Source organism: Butyrivibrio sp. VCB2001 (assembly GCF_000423965.1).
Taxonomy (GTDB): Bacteria; Bacillota; Clostridia; order Lachnospirales; family Lachnospiraceae; genus Butyrivibrio.
On the sequence record NZ_AUIZ01000002.1, the window covers coordinates 254,009 to 280,737 of the forward strand.

Annotated in this window: 28 protein-coding genes; all 28 read right to left on the reverse strand. The window is 42.2% G+C overall.

Going from position 1 to position 26,729, the window contains the following annotated elements:
• Positions 1-56: 56 nt before the first annotated feature.
• The 28 genes from G589_RS18825 to uxuA all read right to left on the reverse strand — a co-directional run bounded on the left by G589_RS18825 (position 57) and on the right by uxuA (position 26,679).
• Positions 57-965, reverse strand: coding sequence for an alpha/beta hydrolase (locus G589_RS18825; RefSeq protein ID WP_051192168.1), 909 nt, complete (start codon positions 963-965; stop codon positions 57-59).
• 30 nt (positions 966-995) lie between these two features.
• A complete protein-coding gene (locus G589_RS0103820) occupies positions 996-1,940 on the reverse strand; it encodes a TIGR01212 family radical SAM protein (protein WP_026521170.1) in 945 nt (314 codons plus the stop codon).
• Positions 1,930-2,964, reverse strand: a complete 1,035-nt coding sequence (locus tag G589_RS0103825) for a hypothetical protein (RefSeq protein WP_026521171.1) — start codon at positions 2,962-2,964, stop codon at positions 1,930-1,932. The genes G589_RS0103820 and G589_RS0103825 overlap by 11 nt, the downstream gene beginning before the upstream one ends.
• Before the next feature lie 100 nt (positions 2,965-3,064).
• Positions 3,065-4,381, reverse strand: a complete 1,317-nt coding sequence (hflX, locus tag G589_RS0103830; RefSeq protein WP_035775281.1) for a GTPase HflX — start codon at positions 4,379-4,381, stop codon at positions 3,065-3,067.
• 16 nt (positions 4,382-4,397) lie between these two features.
• A complete protein-coding gene (locus tag G589_RS18830; RefSeq protein ID WP_051192169.1) occupies positions 4,398-5,252 on the reverse strand; it encodes an SMP-30/gluconolactonase/LRE family protein in 855 nt (284 codons plus the stop codon).
• A gap of 20 nt (positions 5,253-5,272) precedes the next feature.
• On the reverse strand, positions 5,273-6,310 hold the full coding sequence (locus G589_RS0103840) for an aldo/keto reductase (protein WP_026521173.1): 1,038 nt from the start codon (positions 6,308-6,310) through the stop codon (positions 5,273-5,275).
• 20 nt (positions 6,311-6,330) lie between these two features.
• Entirely contained in the window at positions 6,331-6,981 is a 651-nt protein-coding gene (sfsA, locus tag G589_RS0103845) for a DNA/RNA nuclease SfsA (protein ID WP_026521174.1), read from the reverse strand.
• 62 nt (positions 6,982-7,043) lie between these two features.
• Positions 7,044-7,808 carry a hypothetical protein gene (locus G589_RS0103850; RefSeq protein WP_026521175.1) on the reverse strand — a complete coding sequence of 255 codons (765 nt, stop codon included), beginning with the start codon at positions 7,806-7,808 and terminating at the stop codon, positions 7,044-7,046.
• Between the two features lie 6 nt (positions 7,809-7,814).
• Complete coding sequence (locus tag G589_RS0103855; RefSeq protein ID WP_026521176.1) at positions 7,815-8,237, reverse strand: HIT family protein; 423 nt, start codon at positions 8,235-8,237, stop codon at positions 7,815-7,817.
• Positions 8,238-8,316: 79 nt separating this feature from the next.
• Positions 8,317-9,066: a nucleoside/nucleotide kinase family protein gene (locus G589_RS0103860; RefSeq protein WP_026521177.1), complete on the reverse strand. Its 750-nt coding sequence runs from the start codon at positions 9,064-9,066 to the stop codon at positions 8,317-8,319.
• A 66-nt stretch (positions 9,067-9,132) separates the two neighbouring features.
• Positions 9,133-9,621, reverse strand: coding sequence for a Cys-tRNA(Pro) deacylase (ybaK, locus tag G589_RS0103865; protein ID WP_026521178.1), 489 nt, complete (start codon positions 9,619-9,621; stop codon positions 9,133-9,135).
• Positions 9,622-9,636: 15 nt separating this feature from the next.
• Positions 9,637-11,277, reverse strand: coding sequence for an NERD domain-containing protein (locus G589_RS0103870; protein ID WP_026521179.1), 1,641 nt, complete (start codon positions 11,275-11,277; stop codon positions 9,637-9,639).
• Positions 11,278-11,395: 118 nt separating this feature from the next.
• On the reverse strand, positions 11,396-12,388 hold the full coding sequence (locus G589_RS18835) for an ATP-grasp fold amidoligase family protein (protein WP_051192170.1): 993 nt from the start codon (positions 12,386-12,388) through the stop codon (positions 11,396-11,398).
• Position 12,389: 1 nt separating this feature from the next.
• A complete protein-coding gene (locus tag G589_RS18840) occupies positions 12,390-13,298 on the reverse strand; it encodes a hypothetical protein (RefSeq protein ID WP_051192171.1) in 909 nt (302 codons plus the stop codon).
• A complete protein-coding gene (locus G589_RS0103885) occupies positions 13,279-14,727 on the reverse strand; it encodes a lipopolysaccharide biosynthesis protein (RefSeq protein WP_035775283.1) in 1,449 nt (482 codons plus the stop codon). The genes G589_RS18840 and G589_RS0103885 overlap by 20 nt, the downstream gene beginning before the upstream one ends.
• Before the next feature lie 83 nt (positions 14,728-14,810).
• Complete coding sequence (locus G589_RS0103890) at positions 14,811-15,932, reverse strand: EpsG family protein (RefSeq protein ID WP_026521181.1); 1,122 nt, start codon at positions 15,930-15,932, stop codon at positions 14,811-14,813.
• Between the two features lie 65 nt (positions 15,933-15,997).
• Positions 15,998-17,026: a glycosyltransferase gene (locus tag G589_RS0103895; RefSeq protein ID WP_026521182.1), complete on the reverse strand. Its 1,029-nt coding sequence runs from the start codon at positions 17,024-17,026 to the stop codon at positions 15,998-16,000.
• A gap of 24 nt (positions 17,027-17,050) precedes the next feature.
• Positions 17,051-17,956: a glycosyltransferase gene (locus G589_RS0103900; RefSeq protein WP_026521183.1), complete on the reverse strand. Its 906-nt coding sequence runs from the start codon at positions 17,954-17,956 to the stop codon at positions 17,051-17,053.
• A gap of 159 nt (positions 17,957-18,115) precedes the next feature.
• On the reverse strand, positions 18,116-18,817 hold the full coding sequence (locus G589_RS0103905; protein WP_051192172.1) for a sugar transferase: 702 nt from the start codon (positions 18,815-18,817) through the stop codon (positions 18,116-18,118).
• A gap of 190 nt (positions 18,818-19,007) precedes the next feature.
• Complete coding sequence (locus G589_RS0103910) at positions 19,008-19,925, reverse strand: Uma2 family endonuclease (protein ID WP_026521185.1); 918 nt, start codon at positions 19,923-19,925, stop codon at positions 19,008-19,010.
• Positions 19,926-20,026: 101 nt separating this feature from the next.
• Positions 20,027-20,668 carry a hypothetical protein gene (locus G589_RS0103915; RefSeq protein ID WP_242826411.1) on the reverse strand — a complete coding sequence of 214 codons (642 nt, stop codon included), beginning with the start codon at positions 20,666-20,668 and terminating at the stop codon, positions 20,027-20,029.
• A 7-nt stretch (positions 20,669-20,675) separates the two neighbouring features.
• Positions 20,676-20,948 carry a helix-turn-helix domain-containing protein gene (locus tag G589_RS0103920; protein ID WP_026521187.1) on the reverse strand — a complete coding sequence of 91 codons (273 nt, stop codon included), beginning with the start codon at positions 20,946-20,948 and terminating at the stop codon, positions 20,676-20,678.
• A complete protein-coding gene (locus tag G589_RS0103925) occupies positions 20,941-21,192 on the reverse strand; it encodes a type II toxin-antitoxin system RelE/ParE family toxin (RefSeq protein ID WP_026521188.1) in 252 nt (83 codons plus the stop codon). Before G589_RS0103925 ends, G589_RS0103920 begins: the two co-directional genes overlap by 8 nt.
• Positions 21,193-21,235: 43 nt before the next feature.
• Entirely contained in the window at positions 21,236-21,544 is a 309-nt protein-coding gene (locus G589_RS0103930) for a hypothetical protein (RefSeq protein WP_026521189.1), read from the reverse strand.
• 9 nt (positions 21,545-21,553) lie between these two features.
• Positions 21,554-22,039, reverse strand: a complete 486-nt coding sequence (locus G589_RS0103935; protein ID WP_026521190.1) for a hypothetical protein — start codon at positions 22,037-22,039, stop codon at positions 21,554-21,556.
• Between the two features lie 1,009 nt (positions 22,040-23,048).
• A complete protein-coding gene (locus G589_RS0103945; RefSeq protein ID WP_026521192.1) occupies positions 23,049-23,639 on the reverse strand; it encodes a zinc-ribbon domain-containing protein in 591 nt (196 codons plus the stop codon).
• A gap of 72 nt (positions 23,640-23,711) precedes the next feature.
• Complete coding sequence (locus tag G589_RS0103950; RefSeq protein WP_026521193.1) at positions 23,712-25,325, reverse strand: mannitol dehydrogenase family protein; 1,614 nt, start codon at positions 25,323-25,325, stop codon at positions 23,712-23,714.
• Positions 25,326-25,608: 283 nt separating this feature from the next.
• Positions 25,609-26,679 carry a mannonate dehydratase gene (gene uxuA / locus G589_RS0103955; RefSeq protein WP_022769808.1) on the reverse strand — a complete coding sequence of 357 codons (1,071 nt, stop codon included), beginning with the start codon at positions 26,677-26,679 and terminating at the stop codon, positions 25,609-25,611.
• Positions 26,680-26,729: the final 50 nt, after the last annotated feature.

Sequence of the window (26,729 nt, forward strand, 5' to 3'; positions counted from 1 at the left end):
TACCAATATAGCATACGTTATGTCAACTAAAAAACGACCAAAGTTTTATAATTTTTTTAGACTTTTTTCATAATTGACTGCAATACTTTTTCAAGAAAATTCCCCACATGCTCACTGTAAGCATCCGGCGAAGCGATGATGGATTCAGCATGTCCCGCCCCGGGAATCATGTAAATTTCTGCATATCCGGCAGTTGCCTTCTTCATATCTTCTGAGTTCTTTGGAAGAATGAAATCATCCTCAGCACCGTGGATAAAGAGAATAGGCACTGTATTTTCCGGAAGAGAATCGATAGGTCTCATGTCTTTTAATGACAAATGAAACCTCATTCTTGCACCAAAGTCTGCAATATTAAAAAGCCACGCAGGCAGTTTCATGCTTACGTACGCACCTCTGATCACGTTCTCAATATCAGAAAATCCGCAATCTGCCACAACAAAGTCAATTTCAGGCTTATATTTCAGCGCTGTAATGGAAGTTGCAGATCCCAAAGACTCACCATGAATGCCAAGAACAGCTATATCAGCAAAGCGCTTTCTGGTATCCTCAATTACCTTACACAGGTCTTTTGCCTCATAAATACCGTATGTAGTGCAGGCAGGAGCATTCTTCCCGTGTCCGCGAAGGTCGTAGAGCACGCAGTTAAAGCCATAATCAAGGTACATCTTGACGTACTTAAGGTCGCCGTTCCTATTGTCCGTATAGCCATGGGAAATGATCATGTATTTGTCAGTAGGCTTAGGGTTCTTTAAGTAAAGTGCATGAAGAACGTAGCCATCATGCCCATCGATAGTATATTCTGTCTTCTCCAAGGGATCGTAAAATGTGGTGTCGTAGTGATCCTTCTGCCAGTCAAAGGCTTCCTCCAGAGTCTGCCTCTGTCCTGTCATCACGTAGCCTGCCATCCACCAACACAAGCCAAGAAACAGTATGATCAAGACTATAACAATGCATACCAAAATCATTTACTTCGTAACCCCCTACCCCTAATGATTTTATGTCAAAAGGCCTTTCGTCTTGGCCGTAAGCATGTTCAGAACCCGCTTTTTATCAAGGCTCCACAGTGGCTCCACAAGAAGCTTCCTCGGTCCGTCACCGGTCATCCTGTGCACAACAGTCTCTTTCGGCAAAAGAGCTATTGCCTGTGCCACAACATCAGTATACTCCTCCATGGACATAATGTGAAACTCTCCATCTCCTCTTTCTATGCTATCCATGTATTCCCCATACATGTCAGCCCCTTTAAGGATCTGGAGATTCTGTATCTTGATGCCATCAAGGATAGGCTCAAGGCCTGCCAGAAAGCGGATCGTATCAAGCATATCTTCTTTGCTCTCACCGGGAAGCCCGAATATCACGTGAACGATAACCGTTATTCCCGCCTCTTTCAGACGCCTGTAGGCATCCTCAAAAACAGACAGCTCATATCCCCTGCGGATCCTTGCTACCGTTTTCTCATGGATGGTCTGAAGTCCCAGCTCTATCCATACAGGTTTTATGGCCGAAAGCTCTTTTAACATATCCATAACTTCCGGTCCCAGACAATCCGGCCTTGTTCCGAGAGAAAGCGCCACTATATCCTCGCGGCTTATGGCCCTTTTGTAGAGCTCTTTTAACCGGTTCACATCGCCGTAGGTGTTGGTGTAAGACTGGAAGTACGCGATAAAATGCCGGGCGTCCGTCTTTTGGTGTATGAGCTCCTTGGCCCTTTCAATCTGAGCATCGATATCAAAAAACTCCGGTGATGAGCTATGGTCCTGATCTCTGATAAAACCCGGACCCTGTGCAAATTCACCGGAGCCACCCTCCGAGCAGAAACTGCAGCCCCCATATCCTATACGGCCGTCCCTGTTTGGGCAGCTGCAGCCTGAGGATAATGAGAGTCTGTAGATCTTCTCGCCATATGTATTTTTCAGATAAGTTGATAGTTTAACCGGCATTGTTGTTTGCGTAATTGCTGTTAGCCTGCTGAAATCTTAGCGCATTGAAATAGTTGCTGTTCTCTGCTGTATATCCGAAGCGCACCTGCGGATTGTAGTATTGGATAGCATTAAAGATCGTCATCTCAGCCTGTTTCTTCTTAGGTGTGAAAAGACTCATCTCAGCAATGCCAAGAGTTCTGAAATCGCTGGTAAATACCTGGATATTTGAATAGATCGGAATGAAATTGTATCTCTGTGTAAACTTGTAAGTCCAGAAAATATTTGCATAAGGAATAACAGCGCAACGGCTTCCAAGGCTTACAATAAATCTTGGTGTAAGATATGTATGCGCCTGCTTAACATAAACGGTCTGAGGACTGTCAAGCTCAGCTGCGATAAGCTGCTGATCCATCTCTGACATACGTCCGAATGCGCTACTGAATCTTGAAAGCTCGACGATACCTGCGATCAAGGTGATAAGTCCGAACACTATAAGCATCAATGTTGCAAAGAGAAGGATTCCCTCAGCATGTGTAATATCGTGCACAGAAAGCGCAACATCCTGGAAGTACCAGTCGAAATCTTCTCTGTTTATGATCTCTTCAGGGTCATCTTCGTCTTCGTTATATACCTCGATTGCCAGATCAATAACTTCCTCATCAAGCTTGGAGATAGTACCTATGCACTCATAGCTGCCGTTTTCTTTGACCTGCTGTGCTATCTCGTTATACTCACTCTCGCTGCACTCGATGATATAAAGATCGTAACCATCAGCTACATAGTAGAACTGACGCGCCTCTCCGTAGCTTCCGATACCATATGGCTCCTCTGTTATATCTATATAAACATAGATGTCTTCATCGAGCATCTCATCGTTGTAAGCCTGGGCAAAAGCGACCTTGTCAAATCTCCTGTCTACCCTGATGTTCTCCCTCACAAAGAAGCATGCAATTGCTGCAAGCAGCATTACTACTCCCGCAATAAGGCATACAATTTTCCCCCTGCGTGCCTTTCTTACCTTTGGATGATTCTTAAAATTCATTTTTAACTCCCACTTCCTAACAAAACTATTGTAATTTCAAACGTCATAAATCTACCATATTACGTCTTGGATTACAATGTCGAAGTGGGGGTTTTCCAAATCACGTCAAGTATTTCTCGTATTTCGAGATGTCTTTTGCGGTTAAAAGAGCTTTCACAAGAACGCCGTCTTCCTGATATTCGGAGGATTTTACTATGCCACGGCTGTTAAGCTCTCCAAGGATAGCGCCTTCCTTATAAGGAAGAAGCATCTCTACTTCTGTCTCGCCCTCGGCAAATTTTTTGTCGATTACCTCGATCAGCGCATCGAGACTGTCCTTGTCCTTGGCTGAAATATAAACCCTGTCAGCTCCTGTTCGAGGGAACTCAATTGGAAGACTTCCGCTTTCTATCTGCTCATCCTGAAGGATGTCTGATTTGTTAAAGACATAGATAACAGGAATTTCTCCTGCCCCTATCTCCTGAAGTGTCTGCTGGGTGACCTCCATGTGGTGCCTGTACTCAGGGTCAGAGAAATCAATGACTTCCAAAAGAAGGTCTGCAAACTTAGCCTCCTCGATGGTTGAGCGAAATGCTTTAACAAGGTCATGTGGAAGCTCGCTGATAAATCCTACAGTATCCGTTAAAAGAAACGGTCTGTGGTCCTTCGGTTCAATCTTTCTTACGGATGTATCCAGGGTTGCAAAGAGCATGTCTTTTTCAAAAACCTGCTTGTCTTCTGTTCCTGAAACGCCGTAGAGGTCAATGAGTCCGTTAAGTATTGTCGATTTGCCTGCGTTGGTATAGCCCACAAGAGCAACTTCCGGAAGACCCGAGCGCATTCTTCTGCCCCTTTGGGTGTCGCGCTCTTTTTTGATTCCTTCAAGATCGCGCCTCAGCTCTGCCATGCGGTGCTCGATGCGTCTTCTGTCCAGCTCAAGCTGTTTCTCACCGGAACCCTTGTTGGACAATCTTCCGCTTCCGCCTCCCTGACGGGAAAGAGATGTTCTCATGTGTGCAAGTCTCGGAAGCATGTACTGGAGCTGCGCAAACTCAACCTGAAGGCAGGCTTCACGGGTTTTGGCTCTTCTTGCAAAAATCTGAAGTATAAGACCTGTCCTGTCGATTACCTCAGTGTCCAGCGCCTTTTCAAGGTTTCTTGCCTGCATCGGAGAAAGAACTCCTCCGACAACCACAAGGTCGATGTCAAACATATCAAGAGAAGCGGCAATTTCTTCTACTTTACCGCTTCCTATGTAGGTGCTGCGATCGGGAGATGGCAGGGACTGAGTAACCGTCAGTGCCGTCTCAATGTCGATTGCTTTCACAAGCTCTTTTAACTCATCCATGGACCTGTCAAAATCGGATGAACTTATTCCTGTATTAAGTCCCACCAGAACTGCTCTGGTGGGACGTGTCTGTGTAATGTTTTCTATCATGTGTTTACTCGTTTCGTCAGATCATTGCGTAATCCGGAGCAAGGCCCTTCTCATCTACCTTGCAGGTAAACAGGCACCCGTCATAGTCTCCGGAGAGTTCATTTCCACTGGTTGTAATAAAGAGTTCGTCTAAGTTATCTCCAAAGAAGCAGCAGGAAGATACGTGCTCTGCAGGAACTTCTACAAGTGCAAGAAGTTCGCCGGTCTTTGAGCTTCTCTTTTCAATACGCCTTCCGCCCCAGACTGCGATCCAGAGGTTATCCTCACTGTCGATGCACATTCCGTCCGGCACTCCGTCTTCAATGTGGATCAGCTCCGTGCGGTTCGCAATATTTCCTGTCTCTAAGTCATAGTCATATACGAAGACTGCATGGTACTCGGAATCAGCAAAGTAGAATTTGGTTCTGTCGGCGCTCCACGCCATTCCGTTAGCAATGATGGTATCAGGCTGCATAAGCGCAACTCGTCCGTGTTCATTTCTGTAAAGATCACCTGAGGGTTCAATCCCCTCGCCCTCTGCCATTGAGCCAAACCAGAGTCTTCCTGCCGGGTCAGCCTTGGCGTCGTTGGAGCGGTGGTAAGTCTCATAGATGTCTTTTAAACTGCGGTTCAGAGAAATCTTTTTTCCGTCATAAACATAGAGTCCATCGGCAGCTGCAACCAGATAAGAACCGGCCTTCTCCGAAGGGACAGCTGCTCCGATCTTCTGACCAAAGTCTGCTTGTTTCATAAGGCCTCCGGCTTCTATTATGTAGAGCTTGCCTGCGATAATGTCTACAAAGGAGCGGCACTTTGTTCTTGGATCATAGAACGGTGACTCACCCAAAAGATATTTTCCAAGTCCGAAAGGTTCAGCTTTGTATGTCTTCATAGGTTGGCCCTCCTGTATTCTTAGTTTACGCGGCGATTGCCTGCAAGGACTTCACGGTAGTCCTCAAGGTTCTTTCTAAGAAGAGTAGGTATCTCAAGCTCGTACGGGCACTTTGAAAGACATGCTCCGCAGCCTATGCACTCCTCAATCTTGTTCATCTCTGCCTGCCAGTGGTCAGAAAGCCAGCTTTCACTGGGTGCTCGGCGAAGCATCAGTGACATACGGTTGCACTGATTTATCTGGATGCCAACGGTACATGGCATGCAGTAGCCACAGCCTCTGCAGAAGTCTCCCATAAGGTCTTTTCTCTCGGATTCGATGAAGGCCTTCAGCTCATCATCAAGCTCAGGGGTGTTGTCCATATATGAGAGCCACTCATCAAGCTCTTTTTCCTTCTGGATGCCCCAGATGGGAACCGCTCCGTCGAACTGACTGATGTAGGCCATTGCTGCCTTTGAGTTGGTTATAAGTCCGCCTGCGAGACCTTTCATGCAGATGAAGCCCACGTTGTTATCGTTGCACATCTTAATGAGGTCAGCCTCATGGTCAGTTGCAAGGTAACTGAAGGGGTATTGGACGGTCTCATAGAGTCCGGATTCTATCAGCTCTTTTGCAATGCCGATCTTATGAGCTGTTCCGCCGATGTGACGAATCTTGCCCTGCTCCTTGGCCCTTAGCATGCACTCGTACATGCCTGTGCCATCGCCGGGCTTCCAGCACTGTCCCATGAGGTGGAACTGGTAGATGTCGATGTAATCGGTCTTTAAGTTATTTAATGAAATGTCCAGCTGCTGCCAGAATTCTTCAGGTGACTTGGCTGCTGTCTTGGTGGCGATCACGATCTCATCTCTCTTTACATATCCGTCGCCAAACGCTGCACCAACCTTCTCCTCGCTGTCGGTGTAGGCTCTTGCTGTGTCAAAGAATCTCATTCCGCCATTGTAGGCCTTTCTGAGGATCCTGACTGCATCTTCCAGCGGGATTCTCTGGATCGGAAGCGCTCCAAAGCCGTTCTGTGGTACGGTTATGCCTGTGCGTCCAAGTGTTATGTTCTTCATAAGAAATCTCCTTCCGGATGTCAAACTATGTTTAAAGTGTCCGGTGTAACTTTGCATTTAAGGTTTAAAACCTGAACTCCTGCGCTTTGTGCCTCGTAAAAAGCCTTGGCAAATTCAGGGTCTGTCTCGGTGTTGGGCTCAACGCGATCGATACCCTCGCCCTGGATCACAAAGGCGATGATTGCTTTATATCCTGCTTCCTGTGCTTGTGCGAGTTCGCGGAGGTGCCTTGCTCCGCGCTCAGTCGGCGCATCGGGGAAAAGACCTATCCCATTTCTAAAGAGCGTACAGCCCTTTACTTCCATGAGGTATTTATCGGGGCCTTTCTCCATGTAAAAGTCTATTCGAGAGTCGCCGTATTTGTGCTCCGGTTTTACCAGGTCGTACTCACCAAGGCGCTCCAGATACTCTTTTACCACCTTGTTGGGTGCCTGGGAGTCGATGTTTATGATCTTGCCATCATGTTCGACTGCCACCAGGTCGTAAGGCGTCTTGCGCTCGGGATTCTGAGCCTTCTCAAGATATACAGTGCTGCCGGGGAGCAGAAGTTCCCTGCATCTTCCGGTGTTCTTGACGTGGACGGCGAGCTTCTTGCCATCAAGCTCTACGTATGCGATGAAGCGATTCGGGCGGGATATGAAGTTGGCCTGTACTACTTCGGTGTAGGTCATGTGGATCTCCCGGGTTCTGCGTCATTGTTCAGGCTCACTTGCGTTCGCCCTGTTCTGCTTGCTCAGCCACCAAGGAACTGGCTCAGATCAAACTCTTTCCCTGTATGGTTGTAATAGATTTCCTCGTAATTGCAGCCCTGGTCCTGGGGATCAAAGTCAACATCACGAGCGTGAGGCTTCATCGGATCGTCGTCGGAAATCATGACGTAGGCCAGGTTGTGGACTTCCCACTCGTATACCATGTCATCAGCCGTGCGGTAACTCACCATGTCTTTTCCATGGATCTGATGCTGATCGATGAGGGCCTGACATATGATATACATGTCAGCCTCGATGTTGATGTCGTAAGAGTCCTTGATCTTCCAGTGATCCGTGGTATGGATTGCTGTGTACTCTTTATTGTCGTAAGTAAATGTGTAGTTCTTGCCCTGATCGTCCTGTGGTGTGAGGGCGATGTCTGCAGCTGATGTCAGAAGACCGGTCTGCATGCTTGATAGTGCAGATGATATGTCCTCCTGGCTGGCATCGTAATTGCCGGCTTCTTCGATGGCCTTCTTTGCAGCTTCTTTGGCGCTTTCTTTTGCTTGCTGCGCAAGGTCCTGGGCCAAGTCTTTTGTATTTTCTGTCACCTGCTTGGCAGCCTCTTTCGCCGCTTCTTTGGTGGCTTCTTCTATCTTGTCTTTTGACTCATCGATGACCTGGCTTGCGAGGCTCTCAGCTGCTTCCTGGGCCTCCTGCGTAAGGCTGTCGGAAGATAGGCTGCAGCCGGCGAGAAGAGTTGCGAGCAGGGTTGATGCCACTATTTTTCTAAATAACTTAGTCTTCATTGTTCTTTAGAGATTGTCCTTTATTTTCTGGATAAGTTCCTCATACTCAGCATCTGTGAGGAACTTCTGCTGTGGGTTCATCTCGAATACACCGCCCCACTCAAAGCCATCCTTGTACTTAGGTACAAGGTGCATGTGAAGATGACAGCCTGTATCGCCGTATGCGCCATAGTTTACCTTGTCAGGATTGAAAGCCTTGTGGATAGCTTTGGCTGCTCTGTTAACATCTGCAAAGAAAGCATTTCTCTCCTCATCTGAGATATCAACGATCTCGCTTACGTGGTCCTTGTAAGCTACGATGCATCTTCCAAGGTGGCTCTGCTCCTTAAACAGGATCAGCTGGCTCACTCCAAGGTCACAGATCTTTATTCCGAACTTTGCGAGAGGCTCTCCTCCTACGCAGTATCCGCAGTTGTTGTCTATAGTCATTTTATTTTCCTCCGTTATGTTGTTTTTAATGTGTTTTGCTATTCTATTTTACTCTGTTATAGCTGTTGTAAAAAGGGTTTTATTGGGAGATTTTCTTTTCCACATAGTTATTATCTGATTTCAGAAATAGCTCCAGATCAGCTTTCTTGGAGTGGTCCAGGCAGAGCCTTACGTTTCGCATATCGCTATAGTCCACGAATTGCTCAGCCTTTTTGCGGCTGTTGCCACTCTTTTCCTTGCGGTCGATAAGGCGCGTTCTAAGCATTTCAGGGTCTGCGGCGATCTTGATTGTGTAGTCTGCAATGCTTGATAATTCGTCCCAGCCGGGAGCATCAAGAAGTAGATAGTTTCCTTCAAGGAGTAGAATATCTGCATCAAGCTTTATGGCATCTTCTACAGGATTATGAAGATGCCTGTCATAGGTTGGCCATGCTTTCCTTTTGCCTGCCAGGACGTCCTCTATGCTCTCTCTGAGCTTGTCCAGATCAAAGGTCTCAGGGCAGCCCTTTACATCAACCATCCTGACCTCTTGCCCGTCAACGATTGTTGTGTGTTCTATCAGATATTCCTGCCTGCGATGGAATCCGTCCATCCCGATGGCCTGTACCTTGAATTCCGGAATAATGTCTTTTGCCAAATATTCAAGAAAGCTCACCAGAGTGCTCTTCCCTGCTCCGGGTGGCGCAGCAAGCATAACAAGAAGCGTCTTGTTCTTGGTCTTACGCATGTTTGCCAGTTTGAGTAGCAGAGGCCTGAAGATGGTCTCTATTGAGTCCGCGTTGTAGCCTGCGTGTACATCTATGCCGTTGATATTGATGTTGTAGTCCATACAATCTCCTGTATTTAACAAAAGGGCCGACATGCGCCAGCCCCTGATTACCTGTTTTTGTGTCCTTTATTCTGCGTCAGCCTTAACCACATCGGCATACTTATAGCCTACCACTGACTGAAGATCTGCCGGTGTAAGTTCTACCTGAAAGCCGACTTTCCCTGCACTGACAAAGATATGGTCAAGCGCCTGTGCTGTTTCATGCACAAAGGTCGGAAATTGCTTCTTCATGCCAACAGGAGAACATCCGCCATGAACGTATCCTGTAAGCGGTAAAAGATCTTTTTGCTTGATCATGGCGATCGCCTTCTCGCCTGCTGCCTGAGCAGCTTTCTTAAGATCCAGCTCTGCCTTGACCGGAACAACAAAAACATAGTATGCTCCGCTCTTTGCCTGCGTCACCAAAGTCTTAAATACCTTTTCCGCATCCTCTCCGAGAATTGCTGCAATCTCCTCACCGGACATTGTTGCATCCGGCTCGTAGGAGTGGCTCTTATATTCTATTTTCTTCGAGTCAAGGACTCGCATTACGTTGGTTTTATCGTCTTTCTTCATAGTTACTCCGCTACATTACGCACTAAGCTTTGATTTCATGTGTTCATAGGCTTCATGCATCTTTTTGAAAGTATCTGAATCTCCGCTCTGTCCATCCGGATGGAAAGTCTTGCAGAGATTTCTGTATCTGGCATTAAGTGTATCAAGATTATCGCATCCTGCAAAGAACATCTCTTCTACACTCATATTCTGCTCAGGTTCAGGCTTTCTTTTCCTTCTGGCATTTTGATCCTGTGAATTTTGCCCGGAGCTCTTTTGCCTGTATTTCTCAGGAAGTACGTACTGTCTTCCCTGTCTCACGCACTCATAGGCGTCGCAGATATCTATAGGGTCATCAAGGCGAACCAGTATTCTTCCAAACTCAGGATCCCTCCAGCAGAGGTTGTTTCCTCTGATTTCAAGCACATCATACATACTTACCATGTATGCGCCACCCGGCAAAAGTCCCATTATGTGCAAGCCGTTGGACTTGATAAGACAACCTCTTTCTGCGTAGCTCTCAGCATAGAAGAAGGAATACGGGAACTTTTTGTACTTAACCTGCTCACGGTGCCTCATATTTATAAGCTTCTGCTCTTCGGTCATATTGATAAGAGGTAAAAGAGCTTTCTCAATCTTGGCCATGTGCTGAGGGCCAAGCATATCGGCATTATTATCATACTCGCCTCTGGCCTTTGCATTAAGGAGCTGATCAACCTGCTCTATAAAGCTCTGTGCCAAGGCTGAGTTTTTACAAATCTGATATGAGCCGAGTCTTAGTGTGTCAATTGTATCAGTTGCCATATTCCAGTTTATATCACCATCCCCTGCGAGAACGACATAGTTGAAATAATATGGGTTTATCTGAAGATCAGCTTTATCATTAAGGTAATGATCCAGAGCTGAAACGTGCTCATTATTCTGCATGAGCGGATTATACACGACGTTTCCGGATCCATCAGAGCTATATAACTCCCAGTCGTGATCTGAAATATGCGACATCATGAAATTTCCGCTTCGGTTTTTGGCCTCGATAACAAAAACTATCCCGCCAAAAATCATAAGTGCATCGATTTCCTGGAAGGACTGTCCATCCCGTTCAGGTATCTGAAGATTGTAATAAATTCTCGTCTGAATGCCCGGGCGTGCTGCCAACAGTTGCTGATAAGCAACGTCAACAAGGTATTCTCCCATCTTTCCTTTGTCACAGGCTACTGCTTCAAATGGATAACGAGTCTGATTGTAATAATTGGAATTGTAATAGTTATGAACATAACGTTCCGGATTGTCATAGCGAGTAGCACTGATTCCCGCAGCAACCAAAGAACCCAAAAAGCCAAAATTTGTTAATGCATTTCCCGCATAAGAAAGATAATTGGGGCCTATAATAGATGTCCCACAGAATCTGCAGTTCAGATCCCCATACTGAGCTGCTCTGATCCTGTCAACGTAACATCCGCATTTAAAGCAATAATAGCCTGCCATATTTGCAACTTTGGTAAGTGATGACTTAGCCATCATCGCTGTCTGCGCAGCACCTGCAGTTTGCGTGGTTCTAGTTGCTTGAGCGGATCCTGCAGTCCCCACTGCTCCGCTTCCTGCCTTGACAACCTTTCCGCACTGGTTGCAAAACTTAGCCGCATCCGGAAGCCAACCTCCACAATAAACGCAAAACATTATAGTTTCTCCTCCAACTCTAAGCGATATTTAGAGGGTAGCATGAAAGGTGGGGTGTGGCAAGGGAAACCGGGGAAGGGAAGATTGGGAATGGCACCAGAATATGAGACATAGACATTTACTGTCCAGAAATATCTATCAAATCTCCCACAGATCTATTGTTTTTGTAACTAATCCAGTTGCCGCGTCCCACGGCTGGAGTAAATGTCATTTCGCCAAATTTTATATTTCCATATGTAAGGTATAAATCAACACGAACATAATCGAATCCTTCACTTAGCTTAGCGGCAATGTCCAACATTTCATCAAGTTTCTCAGGCTTCTCAGGAGCTTTTTCATACTGTGTGAAGGTATGATACATACAATCATTTCGATTCCAATCAACATCAAAAAAAGCCTCCTTAGCCTCATGTGTGATCATATTCCTTTCTCCAATAACTTGTATTATTGTAGGCTTACCACTAAAACAGTGTATTTTGTAATCTTTGATTCCTCCTTCTTGTGATATGTATTCCTCGGCAAATACTTTTCTATCAATGCTAAAATAGTGGGGTTCTGGTCCTTTCCATCCAAAAAGGGACTTCATCCACGCATTTACAACTTTTTTAATATCACTTTTATTTACTCTATCCTTATCCTCTACTACTATTACAAATCCACTGCCGTGATTTGCTTTAATAACAAATCTGGAAGGTAAACATGAAAAGTCAATTTCTTCAGCGTTTTTCCAAGGCCCGCCAATAATCGGAATCAGATACTGATTACCTACTCTTTCCGCCACCCAATCTCTTACTAATACCTTATCTGAAAGAATCGATTTCAGATCACTATCATCATTTAACTCAAGGTATATAATTTTCTCATTGAATGTTTTGGGGGATTCTATATCTAATTGTTGATCACTCCAAAACACTCTATTCTGAATGAGACTTTCTTGTTTTATTCCATCTTTATTCAAATCAAGATAATACTTAAAAAAAGACTGATCCTTTGCTTGTAGAACAAGTAATTTGTTCTCAGATATCACCCCTGTTTTAAACAAAATACCACCAATAATATGCCACCATCCATTTCTTTTTATGTAATACCACATCTTGTGAAGTACATTCATTTCATGCCCCTTCTGTCGTTTCGATTATTGATCTGTATTCATCTCTTAGTATAGAATCAAGTTCAGGATATTCTTTTAACATATTGAAAAAATCTTTCCAAAAAAGCATGTCACCATAATCATTAATCTTGCATAATGCCCCATTCGTTTGTGAGCCTTTTACCGTCAAAATATTCTTAGAAAAGCTTTTCCTGACAGGAAAGACCTTTGTCCCATTAAGCACTCCCATCAACCAAAACCAAACGTCATCATTAGTTGTACACTTTTTCATGAATATATCTTCTCTGAATAAATCTTTGTAAAAACACCCCGGTGGATATAATACTCCACCAACTCCTGTTAGCTTATTTAAGTAACAGGCAAAATTCCAAACATCCACACCTCCTACAATGGTTTTATATTCATTATCGATTAGTACTATTTTTGTCACTCTATGCGCACAAATATCTTTAGGATTTTTTAAATGAGCTTCATATAGCTCAAGCAGCCACTTTTTTCTGTAATAAGTATCATCATCAGCCGTAACAATTATATCTTTTGGCCATTCTTTTACAGCCGGAATCAGTTTTTTATACGATTTCGTGTCTTTGCACCATCGTATCTCCAGTCCATAGTTTTTTAATTCCAGCAATTCATGTGGCAGTTCAGATTCAAGTCCTTTAAATTGTTCTTGTGATAGCCACAATATAATACGATCAGGCTTTAAAACCTGAAGCAGCAATGATTGAATAGTTTTGAAAACATAATTAATTCGCCCAGGATAAGACGTTAAAGAAACAATTATTCGTTCTTTTCTATCCCCTTTATAAACACCAAGTGGAGAATTGCTGCGACAAAATAACCACCAGCTTATAGTAATGCATATAAGGGAATACTTTTTTTCAAGAAAATTAACTATTTTTTTTATCACTTGAACGCTCCTTATATATCGCCAAAATTAGTTCTTTAAAGCATGTATTGGCAGTTATATGAAGCACGCTAGTTACCAATATATAAAAGAGCAACCCACATATAAACTGAAGTATTACAACCAACCCTGTTGTAACGGGCAAGAAACAAAAAAACCACACAACAAATCCGCTTAAAGCTGCGCATGTCACGCTGGGAATAATATCTTTTAATTGTGATAAATACCCGTACCCAAGCAGCTTCTTATTTGGGTAACTGTTTATAATTTGATTAAAAAAATTATCAATCAAATAACCGAAAATCACTGCTTTCATCCCATATTTTAGTGTCACCAAAAACACAATAATGCCTACGAATTTCTTTATCATTTCAATTCGTAAAACCAAATCACTTCGGCCTATCGCTTTTAATGCATTGATATTTGCAGTATGAATAGGCTGCATCATATATATTATGCAAAAAATCCGAACATACAGAACACATGGCAGCCACTTTTCTGTCAATAGAAAGCCAATCATAGTGTATGCAGAAAATGTCATCACCATAAGTATAGGCGCCATAAGATAATTGCTGACTATAATTGCTTTTTGAGTTATTTTTTTTACTTTTTCTGTATTATCTTGTTCTTTTGACAATACTGGAAAAAGAACACTGTCTATTGACGTGTTGATATTTCCTACAATAGTATTTGGAATGCTCCGCCCTCGATTAAAAAAAGCAAGATCATTTGGGAGAAACACTTTTCCTATTACCAATTGCATAAAATCACCATACACAGAATCAATTAGCGTTGATGCCAATAACTTCCATCCATAGCCCAATAATCTACGCAGCTTAGATAAAGAAAAAACAAATTCGGGTCTCCATCTTGAGGTGATTGATAGTACAAGTGTATCTATCATTGCGTTAGTAACAAATTGAGCCACTAATGCCCACGCACCATATCCATTTACTGCCATATTTATTCCTACTATGGCAGATACCAAAGTACCTATTATAGTGGAGAAAAAGAAGCATTTAAACCTTAGCTCACGTGTAATTATGGCCTGTTGAACATTTTTTACTCCTGAAATAAGAACAACTATTCCAGATACGCGAAGAAGACCGGTTAATTCATCACTACCATAAAAAGCAGCAACAAAAGGAGACAGAATAAAAAGTATTAGATATATTACAGTACAAAAAAATATATTAAAGAAAAACACTGATGAGCAATCGGTATTGTCAATTTCTTTTTGCTGGATTAATGCATTTCCCAATCCACCATCAATCAATACTTGCAAGATTGAAATGACAGCAGTAATGATAGCAACACTACCAAAAACTTCCGGTTCGAGAAGTCGAGCAAGCAATATAGTTACTATCAGCTGAATGCCCTGCGCTCCAGCTCTCTCAAGAAATCTCCATATAAAGTTGCTGAATATTTTCATTTGCACACTATGCACCCACAGAAAATCAGTCGGACAGAAATCAATTAAAGAATTATCAACAAGTAACTCAGTTTAATATAATATTATGTCTGCCAAAACGTGTAATATGGAATAACTGCATGCCACCCCTTAACTACAACTCCAAAAACCCAAACAGCAACTAATAGTCCTAGTATAAGGGTTTTTGCAATCGCCCTACTTTTCCAGTCATTACTGACAATCTTTAAAATCTGTGGGATTACAAATATTACCCAGATTTCAAAGAAACAAAAGACTCTCGATGCATATCCCATATTTTTAGTCAAAATAGTACTAATCAACAGTATAAACATCATATACAGTAAAAAAGATCTATTTATCCAAGTTTTTTGTAAACGTGTACAATACTTACAAAGCAATAGAATTATCAATCCGATAGTTCCAAACAATAAATATGTTTCATTGAAATTACTAGCTTTTGAAGACCATGCTAATGAAGAGCTGTAAGAAGACTTGGAAATACGAAATATCTTAACCAGATATATTCCTGTAGTTTTACCTAATGATACAAAGTTTACTGTTCCAAAAATAACTAGTGTACATACAATAAACTGATATAAAGTTTTTAGTCTACTTTCAACCATCCAGTAGACTGCATATATACATATTCCGATGATTGCAGTGTAATGAAAACTAATTGCAATACAAAGAAACAACAGCGAATTTAAGTATTTCTTTTTCATAAACTGGTTCAGGCCCAGCGCGATAAAGGTAATCGCTATTTGTTGCCTTACCACATTGTAACCTTGCACATAGTACAAAAACAAAAAAACCGCTAGAGTAATATCCGGTTCCATTTCAACTCTGGCTTCCCAAATCAAATAGAACATGGGAACAATAATCAAAGTCATGTTTAGCGCATGCACAAATGCAAAATGCCCCATACGTGCACCAATATATGTTACTAACGAATATCCTGGTTCCTCATAGCTCCATTTAAGAAATCTTGGCAAAGATTTTATTCTCAATGCATGAATATATAAATCTTTTTGATATACCAAAATATCCTTACCAACATGATCTCCCCTAAGAGAAGCAAGCAAAATAAGAATAAATGCCGAGAAAAATAGCGCAAGTCTAACATTTCTTGATGAAATTCCATCATTTTTATAGGCAATCCTCATTAGTACTATAGAGAATGTAAAGACAATTAAATAAATCGCCATGTTTTTCTCCGATCATAAACATCTATCAATTAGAATTATTCACTTCAAACTAATTCATATCATTTTCATTTGCCTTTATACTTGATTATCACCAAAACATATGCCAACAAATACATCCTAAGCTTCATAAACATCAAAAACAGATTTCGCCCAAAGGAATTAGACACAAAACAATAGTTATGACTTAATGCAGATTCGAAAGGCTCTGTTTTGCTCATTTTCGAGATTTCTTTCCTTTTTTCCAATAGTGATAACTTACACTCTTTTTTTGAATACTTAAGTCGTATTGCTTCGATAAGCAAAAGAACTGCTTTATACTTTACAGCTTCGTTGACTTTTTCACTTAGTCCTTCCGTTACTTCGTTTAAACAATCAATAATTTGAACTGCGTCTAATTCATATTTAGCATTATAGTTATTAGCTGTAGATTCTGGTCGACGCACGTATGTATATAGACTTTTATTAATATAAATCCCCTTCGATAACAGTTTAAAGCATTTTATATTAAAAATGAGATCTTGCATTCTTGGCATTCCGGGCTCAAAAAAAATATGGTTTTCTTTGATAAAACATGTTTTATATATTTTTGCCCATGGAGTACCTATATGGGTTTTCCTTTTGATATTATTGTCATACACCCCAATTGCTCGAGAAATAAGCTTTTCACTGTCATTTCTATCGAAAACACAATCCTTTTCAAAAAAACCATATTCACTAACTATCCCGTTATCATCATACCTATATCCACAAAAGACAATTTCTACATTTACATCCTCACTAAATGGTTCAAGCATCGATTCAATATACATTGAATCAAGATAGTCATCTCCATCCACAAAAGCAATGAAATCGCCCGAAGCCATTTCTAGCCCCTTATTCCTTGCAACAGAAACGCCTTGATTTTCCTGGGTTATCAGAATTATCCTGTCATCTTTCTGAATCCACGCCTCACATTTTTGTCTTGAACCGTCAATAGAACCATCATCAACAATTATCACTTCCAGGTCGTTATGAGTTTGAGAAACAACACTACTTATGCATCGATCTACATAATCAACCACATTATAGACCGGAATTATTACACTAACCTTCATACTCATACCTTCGAAACACTTTACTTAATGAACTATTATTTGCTCTGAAGTGGGAGAAAATCTAAACCCTTCTAAATATCCCGCAATCATTATTCTCAACTTTTCCTTCTTACCTTTAGGAGAAAACAAAACTATTTGAACGGCTGTATAGCAAAACTTCAAGAAAAGATATGCCCACCCTTTAATTCCTAATTGCCTGTAACAATGACAATCATTTCTGTACAAGTACCTATATCGATATAATCGATCAGCTGAATCTTTGGCAAAATTAGCTTTGCTATTTACTTTCATGGCATGAGTCACCTTGCTTGATGTAACCACATAGATAGGTGCTTTTTTTCTTACCCTACAGCAAAACTCATAATCCTCTGTATAAATGTAATACTCAGAGATGGGAAGCCCGACTTCTTTAACTATATCAGCCTTTATATACATTGATGCCAAAGATACCATTGCAACTTCTATAATGGACTTACTATAGTCATTCGGCTGCAAAAAACTAAAGACCCCTTTTTTCTGAATGTTAGCTTTGCATAAGCATCCATCTATCCAGTATGCAACACTGGATAGAATACCCCATTCTCCATTAAGTTCACAGTCAGCCTTCATCAACTCATGTAGTGTATCTTCATGAGGAATCACATCATCATCCATGACCCATATGTATTTGTAGCCTGCCAACACAGCCTCTTTTATACCTATTGATGTCCCGGCTGCACAGCCAAGATTCTCCCCCATGTTCAAATACTTAAGATTATCTGCAACAATTTTTTCTCTGAATAATGTTTCTGTCCCATCTGTACTTCCGTTATCGATAACAATGATATCGCAACTAGCCTCTTTTTGAGCCAATATTCCTCTTATGCAATCTTCAACCAAACTCTTTCTATTATAAGTAACCACTACTGCGCATATTTCATTTTTACTCATTCTAACCCCTTAGAATTTCCAACACTATTTCACTTTTATCCGATGACATTACGCTTCATAGCATAGTATAATTATAGACTATATCTAGTATTTTTCATAGAAAAAAGCGTAGATTTTGTATCAAATCTACGCTTTATACTATATATATTTCTATTTGTATCAGTATGCTCCATCCTTGCCAAACACAGCTGGGAAAGTCCTGAATATCAGCTCAATGTCCTTTGCAATACTCATGTCTTCAATATATTGAAGATCAAGTTCTACCCATTTATCCCATTTGATCTTGGCTCTGCCACATACCTGCCAGTAGCAGGTAAGGCCGGGCTTTACAATGAGGCGCTGCTTTTCAAAGCCGTTGCACTCTTCCATCTGATGATAAAGAATAGGTCTTGGTCCGACAATGCTCATGTCACCTTTAATGATGTTGAACAACTGAGGGAGCTCATCTATTGAGTATCTTCTGATGAATCTTCCAACATGGGTGATTCGAGGATCGTTCTTAATTTTGAACGCATGGCCGGTCTGCTCATTTTGAGCCTGCATACGTTCAAACATGGCCTCAGCATTTCTGTACATGCTTCTGAATTTATAGATTTTGAAACTCTTCATGTCTTTACCGGCTCTTTGCTGGGTAAAGAACACAGGGCCTCCGTCTTCCATTATGATTGCCAGGGCTGTGATTAAAAATATTGGAGAAAGTAAGATGAGCGCGATTGACGCAGCAACTACGTCGAAAGCTCTTTTGATCCATTTATAGATGTTGGGCTTATGGTCATAGATTTCCTGATAGTTCAGCTCAATGATCTTCCGTCCGGTGATGTTCTGCAGAGCTTCTTGACGAAGCGCAGCTGTTTTTGCCATATCATAACCCCCTTATAGGTTTTGATCTCATCCTGAGGAAATCCATAACGGCATCCGTGCCCACTAGTTATATCGGCATTCTAACCTAATAACATTAGGGTTGTTGTACTATTTTTCGCAAACAACATTACACTATTTTAATTATACCCCATATATTGTGATTTGTCATAAAAAAAGCATAGATTTTGTATCATACAAAATCTATGCCAATATCCACTAATCTAATCTTGAGCCTTGCATCGTATATATACACAGGCACTTCATCCTCAAACCCATAGATATGTGTCTCCATAGGTTGTCCTTCTGTAAAGGTCACAATTTTCTCCCTTTCAAGGTCGATAACCCAATATTCTCGCACTCCAGCATGCATGTACTTGTGCATCTTAAGGTCATAGTCATTGTCACGGGTGCTTGGAGATGTGACTTCGATAACCCAATCAGGAGCTCCGATTATGCACTTCCTATTCATCCTGCTCTTGTCACAAAGGACAACGATATCAGGAATCACAACCGTATAGTCATCTTCGTCAAGGCGGACATTAACGCCAACATTATACAATACGCATTTGCCTTTATTGGCACGAATAAAATCATGGATCACATATCCAAGGTTCTGCACAACCATTTGGTGATCCATGCCCGGGGCTTCATTTACTATAATGTGGCCATCAATGAGTTCCACATTTCTGTCTTCACCAAACTGAGCAAGGATCTCTTCGGTGACCCTTTTATCACCGAACAGCGCAAGATTTCCATTACTTGAGCTGATATTTCCGCCATTTTTCCTTGGCTTCGCGTACGGAATTGGGGCATCATCCAGATTGTGTTCTGCCCTATATTCCTTCTCAAACTTTATCTGGTCAATCTTCTTGCCCACATGCATCTGAATATAGGCAAGAAGCTCTTCTTTATATGCTGATACTCTTGCCACCATTTCTTCATGTGAAAGAGCATTATCAAGGAGTTCCAATGTTGCCATAGTGGGATTTTGGGTCTCACCTGTCATGATCTTGCTGACAGTTCCATAGGGAAGTCCTGCCTTTTTTGCAAGCTCTATGGTTGTTAACTTCAAAGCTTTTTTTCTTTCTTTAAGCTCTTTTACATCCATAACAAAAGCACCTCCTTTGCCTATATTTTATAGTTTGGAGATGCTATCGTCAATAACTTTTACCCGTTCTCGGGTAATTCTATGTTTATAATTCTTGGCAGTTAAATTCTCGCGCACTCATACGCATCAAGCGGAAGTGCAAGGAGTTCAACTATCTTAAGCTCGTCGCAGGCGTCATTTACTGCGTTGTGAGTCTCGCGATAGCTACCATTACCTGTTAGCATGTGCATTATTGGCTCAACCCCGTAGTTAGTCTTAAGGCGCCCGGTTTTGCAGCAAGGTGCAGTCTCGGGAATAAATTTGTTGTACTGGCGATACGCTGCCATCCTCATGATGTCGAACCATTCAAAGCCGCAGAGTTCGGGAAGATGGCCAAGGTCGAACTTGGCATTATAGGCAAATATCCTGCTGATGCCACTATCCATCAGAAATTGTCCTATGTCTGCCATAGCCTCATCTCTTGTACAAGTGATGGCCTTTGCGTCTGTCTTGTACATAACTCCGGAAAACATCCCGCCTACGCGACACTCAGGATTAAAGATGTAATATCTTTTACCAAGTAAGGCAAACGTCTCGGCATCTGCAAGTGCTACGCCCAGGGACATGACTTCGTCACGCCAGTTGGTCTCTGTGTCGATGACCGCGATCATGTCTTTTGATGATGGCTGAGCAGCCTTAGTTCTTGGACTAACCGAGGGGGTCTTTATCATATTAAGGAAATCGAGTGAAGAATTTACGTTCATGGTGGTATTATACCATCTCTATCTTAAGGTGTTTACCTAAACCTTTTGCAAGTTCGCTAAGTGTAGTTAACGTAGGAACACATGCTCCTTTTTCAATTCTACTAATATTTGACTGCCTTACTCCGGATTTCTCTGCCAGTTCTTTTTGAGTCATGTGCTTTTCAATTCTTGCTGCTATCAACATTCTTTGAATCTGATACTCAAGTTCAGTTGCTTCCCAAGCTGCAGCAAATTCCGGATCCTTTAATTGCTCGTTTAACAATTCATCGATATCACTCATCACTTAACCTCCTCAAATAATCTCCCCTATATTCTTTTGCCTTCTCTATAATATCCCTGGGAGTATTCTGCGTTTTCTTCAAAAATCCATTTGTAACAACGGCTTTATTGCCTATTACAAAAAAGTAAAGGCATCGAGCTATATCGCTTCCTTGAACAGCCCTTAATTTCTTGTCTTCAATGGAATTGATAAAAGCTCCTGCAGGCTTGTACCCATCTATAGTTTTATAAAACTCAACTATCATTTATTCCTTTCTAGGAATATTTTAATTCCTACTATTATTCATGTCAAATGCCAAACATCTCCATAACATTTTCCCTAATATCTTTGATATTAAGAGGGCAATACTCTGTTTCAAACGTCATGAGCAAATTCTTGCCAAAATAGATTCCGCTCTTGCTGTAATCATTAAGTTTGATAAAATTTTTAGCTCTATATTCATCATCTTCCAGAATTCCCAAATGCTCGTGATAAATCACTCTTCGCCTCTTTACATCAAGCAAAGTGAAATCAGGGTACTTGGCTCTGCCATCCTTTAAAACCAGCTTACATTCATATCTGTATGGAATCCCTAAGTCGTAATACATATCTGCCAACAGTTCTTCTTATTTTGAGCGAACCATATCACCCTTATTTGTTGGATAAATCTTTTCCTCGGGTTTGTAGGTGCTGGCTATGAATGATTCGTTTTCCCATGATTCTGTGTAGGATTTTTCATCAAGAATATAAGGGGAAATATACTTTCTTTTGCTTTTATGCAATTCTTCCTCAGACTTTTCAGCTAGCTCTTTACTCTGGAATTCAATCAAATTATCGATAAGCTCAATTTCTTTCCTGGCTCTTTGCAAAAAAACTCCATCGTATTCCTTTTGGATCAGAGCTGATACAAGAGGCTTGCTCTTCGCATTCATATACTTCCCGCTAAAGCCGGTCTTGCTCGTAACATGGTAAAACTGCTGAAACCCATTACCATTTTGGGATGCTCTGATCCTGCCTTCAGGCGCATGCTTTAAATCTGCTTCTGCACATTTGAGTGCCTTTAAGAGCTCTTGTTTTCTATTTTGCAAAGCTTGTATGTATTCGTGATTCAATTTTCTACTCCTTTGGTATTTGGGGGTTATCTATTTCATATTTGGTGGATTTGTAGGACTAAGAAGGGATTAGAATGAAATCAGTCCGCAGTAATCAGGTATAATACTTGATCGATTCATTGCTTTGTCGGCCCATATAACTAATGAGTTTGTATTAGTCCGATATGACACGCGAACTGTATCGGACTGTATTTCTGCTCGTCATGAAGCAGTCCGATTTCTTATTTGTAAAAGACATTTTCAACTTGATTCTGTCGGCTTGATTCAAATAGAGTGAACTTCTAGTCCGACACACTCTCTAAATGTGAATCGTATCAGCGAAATATGTCGGCCCAAGATGCACCTGTGCACAACGCCAGTCCGCAAAATAAAATAAAAATCCCAGAAAGTGTCCAATTCCAGTCCGCAAAACAGGAAAAAAGGCCATAAAACATCCTTCAAAAAGAAATTCCAACAAACATGCAGGAACCAAAAGACACTCATCCCGGGACTCGGCACAGAACCGCGTCCCACAAAGCTATGGCGCCACATCCCCCGGCACATGATTCTAATAAAATCACGTCCAGGTCGCCAAAAGCCCACAAAAAGGCAAGCAAAAGAACGCTGCAGAAATCGCAGCAAACGCACCCAAAGATGGTTCCTACATGTTTATTGTTTGAAGATATCACCCGGCAAAGAAACAGCGAATTCGACACGCTGCATGCCACGGATTCTGCGCAAAAGCCTCTTCTCCAAAGCTCTATGATGACTTAAGAGTCATCAGTCAAAATCCTGAAGTGATTGCTCCGAAAGGAGCAGAACTATGTTCTCCGTTTCACCTAGGCCACATTATCATCTAAAAAAAGACTTGTAAATAGGTTTGCTGCAATCTTAAGAAAATCTATCGCAAATCTTAAGAAAGTCATAAGAATTACGCGTTTTTACGCACACACACAATCGGCGCAGCGATATGCATCAGCAAGAACAAAAAAAGACTGCGAAGCGTCATGCCTCGCAGTCCCAAATTTAATTACTTTCCAAACTTAAGGAATCCGATTGATCCAACAAGTGGAGCGTCCTTAGCCTTGCCCTGGAATACATATACGATAGAAATGATTCTGCATACAAGGATAATGATCTCCAAAACGCCGCCAACGATCCAACCTACGATAGGAACAATGAAGAACAACAGAGCAAGAATTCCTGCAATGTCATACTGGATGTTAACCTTGGTGTGGAACTTGATGAACTCTGAATCCTTTACATAGATTCCTGCAAGGATACCAACAAGGCATGAGAAGAAGTAAGGAAGAGCTGCAAACAACTTGTTGTCTGCGATATCCTTAGCATCAAACTCAGCTGTGTGATCGCTTGGATCAAACTTCTGGTACTGCTGGAATCCGGGCTGAGGCTGGAAACCGGGCTGTGGCTGGAAGCCCTGCTGAGCCTGGAATCCCGGCTGTGGAGCCGGAGCAGGAACAGGAGCAGGTGCAGGAGCTGTCTGACCAGCTTCAGGAGCAGGTGCAGGAGCAGGCGCACTGTCTGTCAAAGCACTTCCACAATTATTGCAAAATACTGCATCATCAGGAACCTGAGTTCCGCAATTAGCACAAATCTTCATCTTTTTTCCCTCCATTTACTGAATTTTCATACTTCACTATTTTACATTGATGATTCAGTAAATTCAAGTTTATCAGCAGTATTTCTGAAGGGTCTTTCTTACAGCACCTGTGCCGGCGATGAGTTCCATAAAGTAATCAATAACTCTGTCTGAGAGACCAATCTTCTCAAGATCAACACCGAAAATGGTAGCATCTTTAAGAAGTGGTAGAACTGCTGCCTTTACCTTATTTCTGTCGCTCTCACCAAGCGCAATATCCTTAACATAGCTCTGAGCCTTCTCAAGCATAGGATCAGGACTTGGCTCAAATGAAGCACCCTCATCATTTACACCCATGAGGTAGCGCAGCCATCCGGCATGAACCAGAGGAATGAGCTTAAGGTTATTGACATCAAGTGTATCTGAAACAGCATAAGCCTTGATCGTCTCACCGAATCTGATAGGAAGCTTCTGTGAAGTATCGCAGGCGATACGCTGAGGTGTATCAGGCATGAACACGTTAGGGATTCTCACATTAACAACTGTATCAATGAACTCCTTAGGGCTGATTACACCTGGATCTGTCACAACAGGAAGTCCCTCAACATAGCCGATCTCCTTGACCAGTTTAACGAGGTTCTCATCCTTCATCTCATCTGAAATCTTGGTAAATCCAAGAACGCATCCGTAAATAGCAAGTGCTGTGTGAAGAGGATTAAGGCATGTGCAAACCTTCATTCTCTCAACCTTATCAACAGTCTCCTTCTCGGTAAAGATAACGCCAACCTTCTCAAGCGCAGGTCTTCCGTTAGGGAACTTATCCTCGATAACCAGATACTCGCTCTCCTCAGCATTCACGAAAGGTGCAACCCAGGTCTTCATGGAAGTAACCACGGGCTCAAGCTCCTCAACGCCATCCTTTTTAAGGATCTCGTTGACTGAGTCGTCGGGTCTTGGTGTGATCTTGTCGATCATTGACCAGGGGAAGCTTACCTTGTCCTCGTCGTCGATATATGCCTCAAATCCGGGATCTGCCTTGCCTGCAAGTACCCATTCCTTGGCAAAAGAGCTAACGGCTGCATATAACTTATCTCCGTTATGTGAGCAGTTATCTGTGCTTACCATTGCAATCTTCTTCTCGCCTGCTTTGTATCTTGCATACAAAAGAGCTGCAACCTTACCGATATAGCTCTTTGGAGCCTCAGGTCCGTTCTCAAAATCTTCCTTAACAGCAGGAAGTGTCTCACCTGCAGCATTTACAAGGCTATAGCCCTTCTCTGTAATAGTAAATGTAGCCATCTGAAGAGAATCAGCTGTAAATATCTCCTTCAGTCTTCCAAACTCATCAGCTCTTGCAGAATCAAGAATGCAGGACTCAGCAATACTAGCAATAACAGACTTCTCAACATTACCGTCAGCCTTGAGAGTAACCAAGATTGAAAGATTATCATGAGGTCTGTACATCTTTTCAATGATCTCATAATCAAATCCCTCAACTACAGTAAGGCCTTTTGTAGCATATCCTTCTTCAAGCATTCTCTGTGCAAGATTTGCCTGGAATGCTCTAAAGATATTACCTGCTCCAAAATGAACCCACTGTGGAGCTGCAACAGTCTCAGCTACCATCTTCTCCCTATCATAAGAAGGAACAAAATAACCCTTCTCTTTCCATACACTATCCTTTAACGCATCATTATTTAATACCATTTCTATTACCTCTCCTATAACTCTCTAAATTACAAAAACAAACAACATCTGTTCTCAAGTAAACTGTACAATTCAACCACACACCTATATACCTATAGCTATCGATGAACAGCCCGGACCAATATAATTAACCATCCGGGCGATTTTGATGTTGTGGAGCTTAGACATATGCATCATAAGTGGCTCTCCACGCAATGATGCATGCCCATGGCTAAGCGGAGCGCTTAACATCACGAGCCCGGGTGGTCAATTATATTGGTCCGGGCGTCACCCTTCTATATGTTCAGCGTGTGTGCTGCTTCTCGATTGCTTCCCAGAGACCGTTGATGTAAGTTGCACCAAGGGCTCTGTCGTAGAGGCCGTAACCGGGCATTGCTACTTCGCCCCAGATCATTCTTCCGTGGTCAGGACGGATAGGTCCATCAAAGCCTGTCTCGTAGAGAGCCTTAACGATCTCGTACATATCGAAGGTTCCGTCTGATGAAAGGTGTGCTGCCTCCTCAAAGTTTGTAGGTGAGATGAACTTGAGGTTTCTTACGTGTGCGAAGTGGATTCTGCCCTCAAGTGCTCTGATCATGTGAGGAAGGTCATTCTCAAGGCTGGTTCCGTATGAACCTGAACAGAAGGTTACACCGTTGTGTACATCATCTACAGCCTTCATAAGCTTTAAGATGTTCTTCTCATTGTTGATGATCCTTGGAAGTCCAAATACTGACCATGCAGGATCGTCGGGATGGATAGCCATCTTGATATCATATTTGTTGCAGACAGGCATGATTGCCTTAAGGAAATAAACAATATTTTCAAAGAGCTTGTCCTCATCGATTCCGCTGTAAAGCTCAAAAAGCTCTTTTACATGAGCCATTCTCTCAGGCTCCCAGCCAGGCATTACAGTGCCGTTCATCTCACCTGAAATTGACTCAAACATCTTCTCAGGATTGATGGCATCTACTGCTTCCTGGGTGTAAGCAAGTACGGTTGAGCCGTCAGCTCTTTTCCTTGCAAGCTCTGTTCTGGTCCAGTCGAAGACAGGCATGAAGTTGTAGCAGACCATGTGGATGTCTTCCTTACCGAGGTTCTCGAGAGTCTTGATGTAGTTGTCGATGTGCTCGTCTCTGTCCTTGGTTGCAGCCTTGATGGCATCTGAAACGTTGACTGACTCGATACCTGAGATCTTCATATCCTCTGCAGCAACGTCTGCCTTAAGGGCCTTTATCTCATCCTGTGTCCAGAGTTCTCCGGCCTGCTTGTTGTAGAGGGTTGTGATAACTCCCTTAACTCCGGGGATCTGTCTGATCTGCCAAAGCTTAACAGTGTCGAATTCCTTGCCGTACCAGCGAAGTGTCATTTCCATAATCTGTAATCTCCTTTTCTATAAAAAACAATACTACTTGGCGTTTGTTC

Coding starts and splice junctions, on each gene's coding strand:
- G589_RS18830 (WP_051192169.1), bottom strand. CDS start 5,252: ATGAAGACATACAAAGCTGAACCTTTCGGACTTGGAAAATATCTTTTG.
- G589_RS0103945 (WP_026521192.1), bottom strand. CDS start 23,639: ATGAAGATTTGTGCTAATTGCGGAACTCAGGTTCCTGATGATGCAGTA.
- G589_RS0103950 (WP_026521193.1), bottom strand. CDS start 25,325: ATGGTATTAAATAATGATGCGTTAAAGGATAGTGTATGGAAAGAGAAG.
- G589_RS0103900 (WP_026521183.1), bottom strand. CDS start 17,956: ATGAGTAAAAATGAAATATGCGCAGTAGTGGTTACTTATAATAGAAAG.
- G589_RS0103860 (WP_026521177.1), bottom strand. CDS start 9,066: ATGGACTACAACATCAATATCAACGGCATAGATGTACACGCAGGCTAC.
- G589_RS0103905 (WP_051192172.1), bottom strand. CDS start 18,817: ATGGCAAAAACAGCTGCGCTTCGTCAAGAAGCTCTGCAGAACATCACC.
- G589_RS18835 (WP_051192170.1), bottom strand. CDS start 12,388: ATGAATGTACTTCACAAGATGTGGTATTACATAAAAAGAAATGGATGG.
- ybaK (WP_026521178.1), bottom strand. CDS start 9,621: ATGAAGAAAGACGATAAAACCAACGTAATGCGAGTCCTTGACTCGAAG.
- G589_RS0103910 (WP_026521185.1), bottom strand. CDS start 19,925: ATGGATGTAAAAGAGCTTAAAGAAAGAAAAAAAGCTTTGAAGTTAACA.
- G589_RS0103895 (WP_026521182.1), bottom strand. CDS start 17,026: ATGAAGGTTAGTGTAATAATTCCGGTCTATAATGTGGTTGATTATGTA.
- hflX (WP_035775281.1), bottom strand. CDS start 4,381: ATGATAGAAAACATTACACAGACACGTCCCACCAGAGCAGTTCTGGTG.
- G589_RS0103925 (WP_026521188.1), bottom strand. CDS start 21,192: ATGATAGTTGAGTTTTATAAAACTATAGATGGGTACAAGCCTGCAGGA.
- G589_RS0103870 (WP_026521179.1), bottom strand. CDS start 11,277: ATGTTTTGCGTTTATTGTGGAGGTTGGCTTCCGGATGCGGCTAAGTTT.
- G589_RS18825 (WP_051192168.1), bottom strand. CDS start 965: ATGATTTTGGTATGCATTGTTATAGTCTTGATCATACTGTTTCTTGGC.
- G589_RS0103920 (WP_026521187.1), bottom strand. CDS start 20,948: ATGAGTGATATCGATGAATTGTTAAACGAGCAATTAAAGGATCCGGAA.
- G589_RS0103855 (WP_026521176.1), bottom strand. CDS start 8,237: ATGACTATAGACAACAACTGCGGATACTGCGTAGGAGGAGAGCCTCTC.
- G589_RS0103820 (WP_026521170.1), bottom strand. CDS start 1,940: ATGCCGGTTAAACTATCAACTTATCTGAAAAATACATATGGCGAGAAG.
- G589_RS0103890 (WP_026521181.1), bottom strand. CDS start 15,932: ATGGCGATTTATTTAATTGTCTTTACATTCTCTATAGTACTAATGAGG.
- sfsA (WP_026521174.1), bottom strand. CDS start 6,981: ATGACCTACACCGAAGTAGTACAGGCCAACTTCATATCCCGCCCGAAT.
- G589_RS0103840 (WP_026521173.1), bottom strand. CDS start 6,310: ATGAAGAACATAACACTTGGACGCACAGGCATAACCGTACCACAGAAC.
- uxuA (WP_022769808.1), bottom strand. CDS start 26,679: ATGGAAATGACACTTCGCTGGTACGGCAAGGAATTCGACACTGTTAAG.
- G589_RS0103885 (WP_035775283.1), bottom strand. CDS start 14,727: ATGAAAATATTCAGCAACTTTATATGGAGATTTCTTGAGAGAGCTGGA.
- G589_RS0103915 (WP_242826411.1), bottom strand. CDS start 20,668: ATGAACGTAAATTCTTCACTCGATTTCCTTAATATGATAAAGACCCCC.
- G589_RS0103850 (WP_026521175.1), bottom strand. CDS start 7,808: ATGAAGACTAAGTTATTTAGAAAAATAGTGGCATCAACCCTGCTCGCA.
- G589_RS0103825 (WP_026521171.1), bottom strand. CDS start 2,964: ATGAATTTTAAGAATCATCCAAAGGTAAGAAAGGCACGCAGGGGGAAA.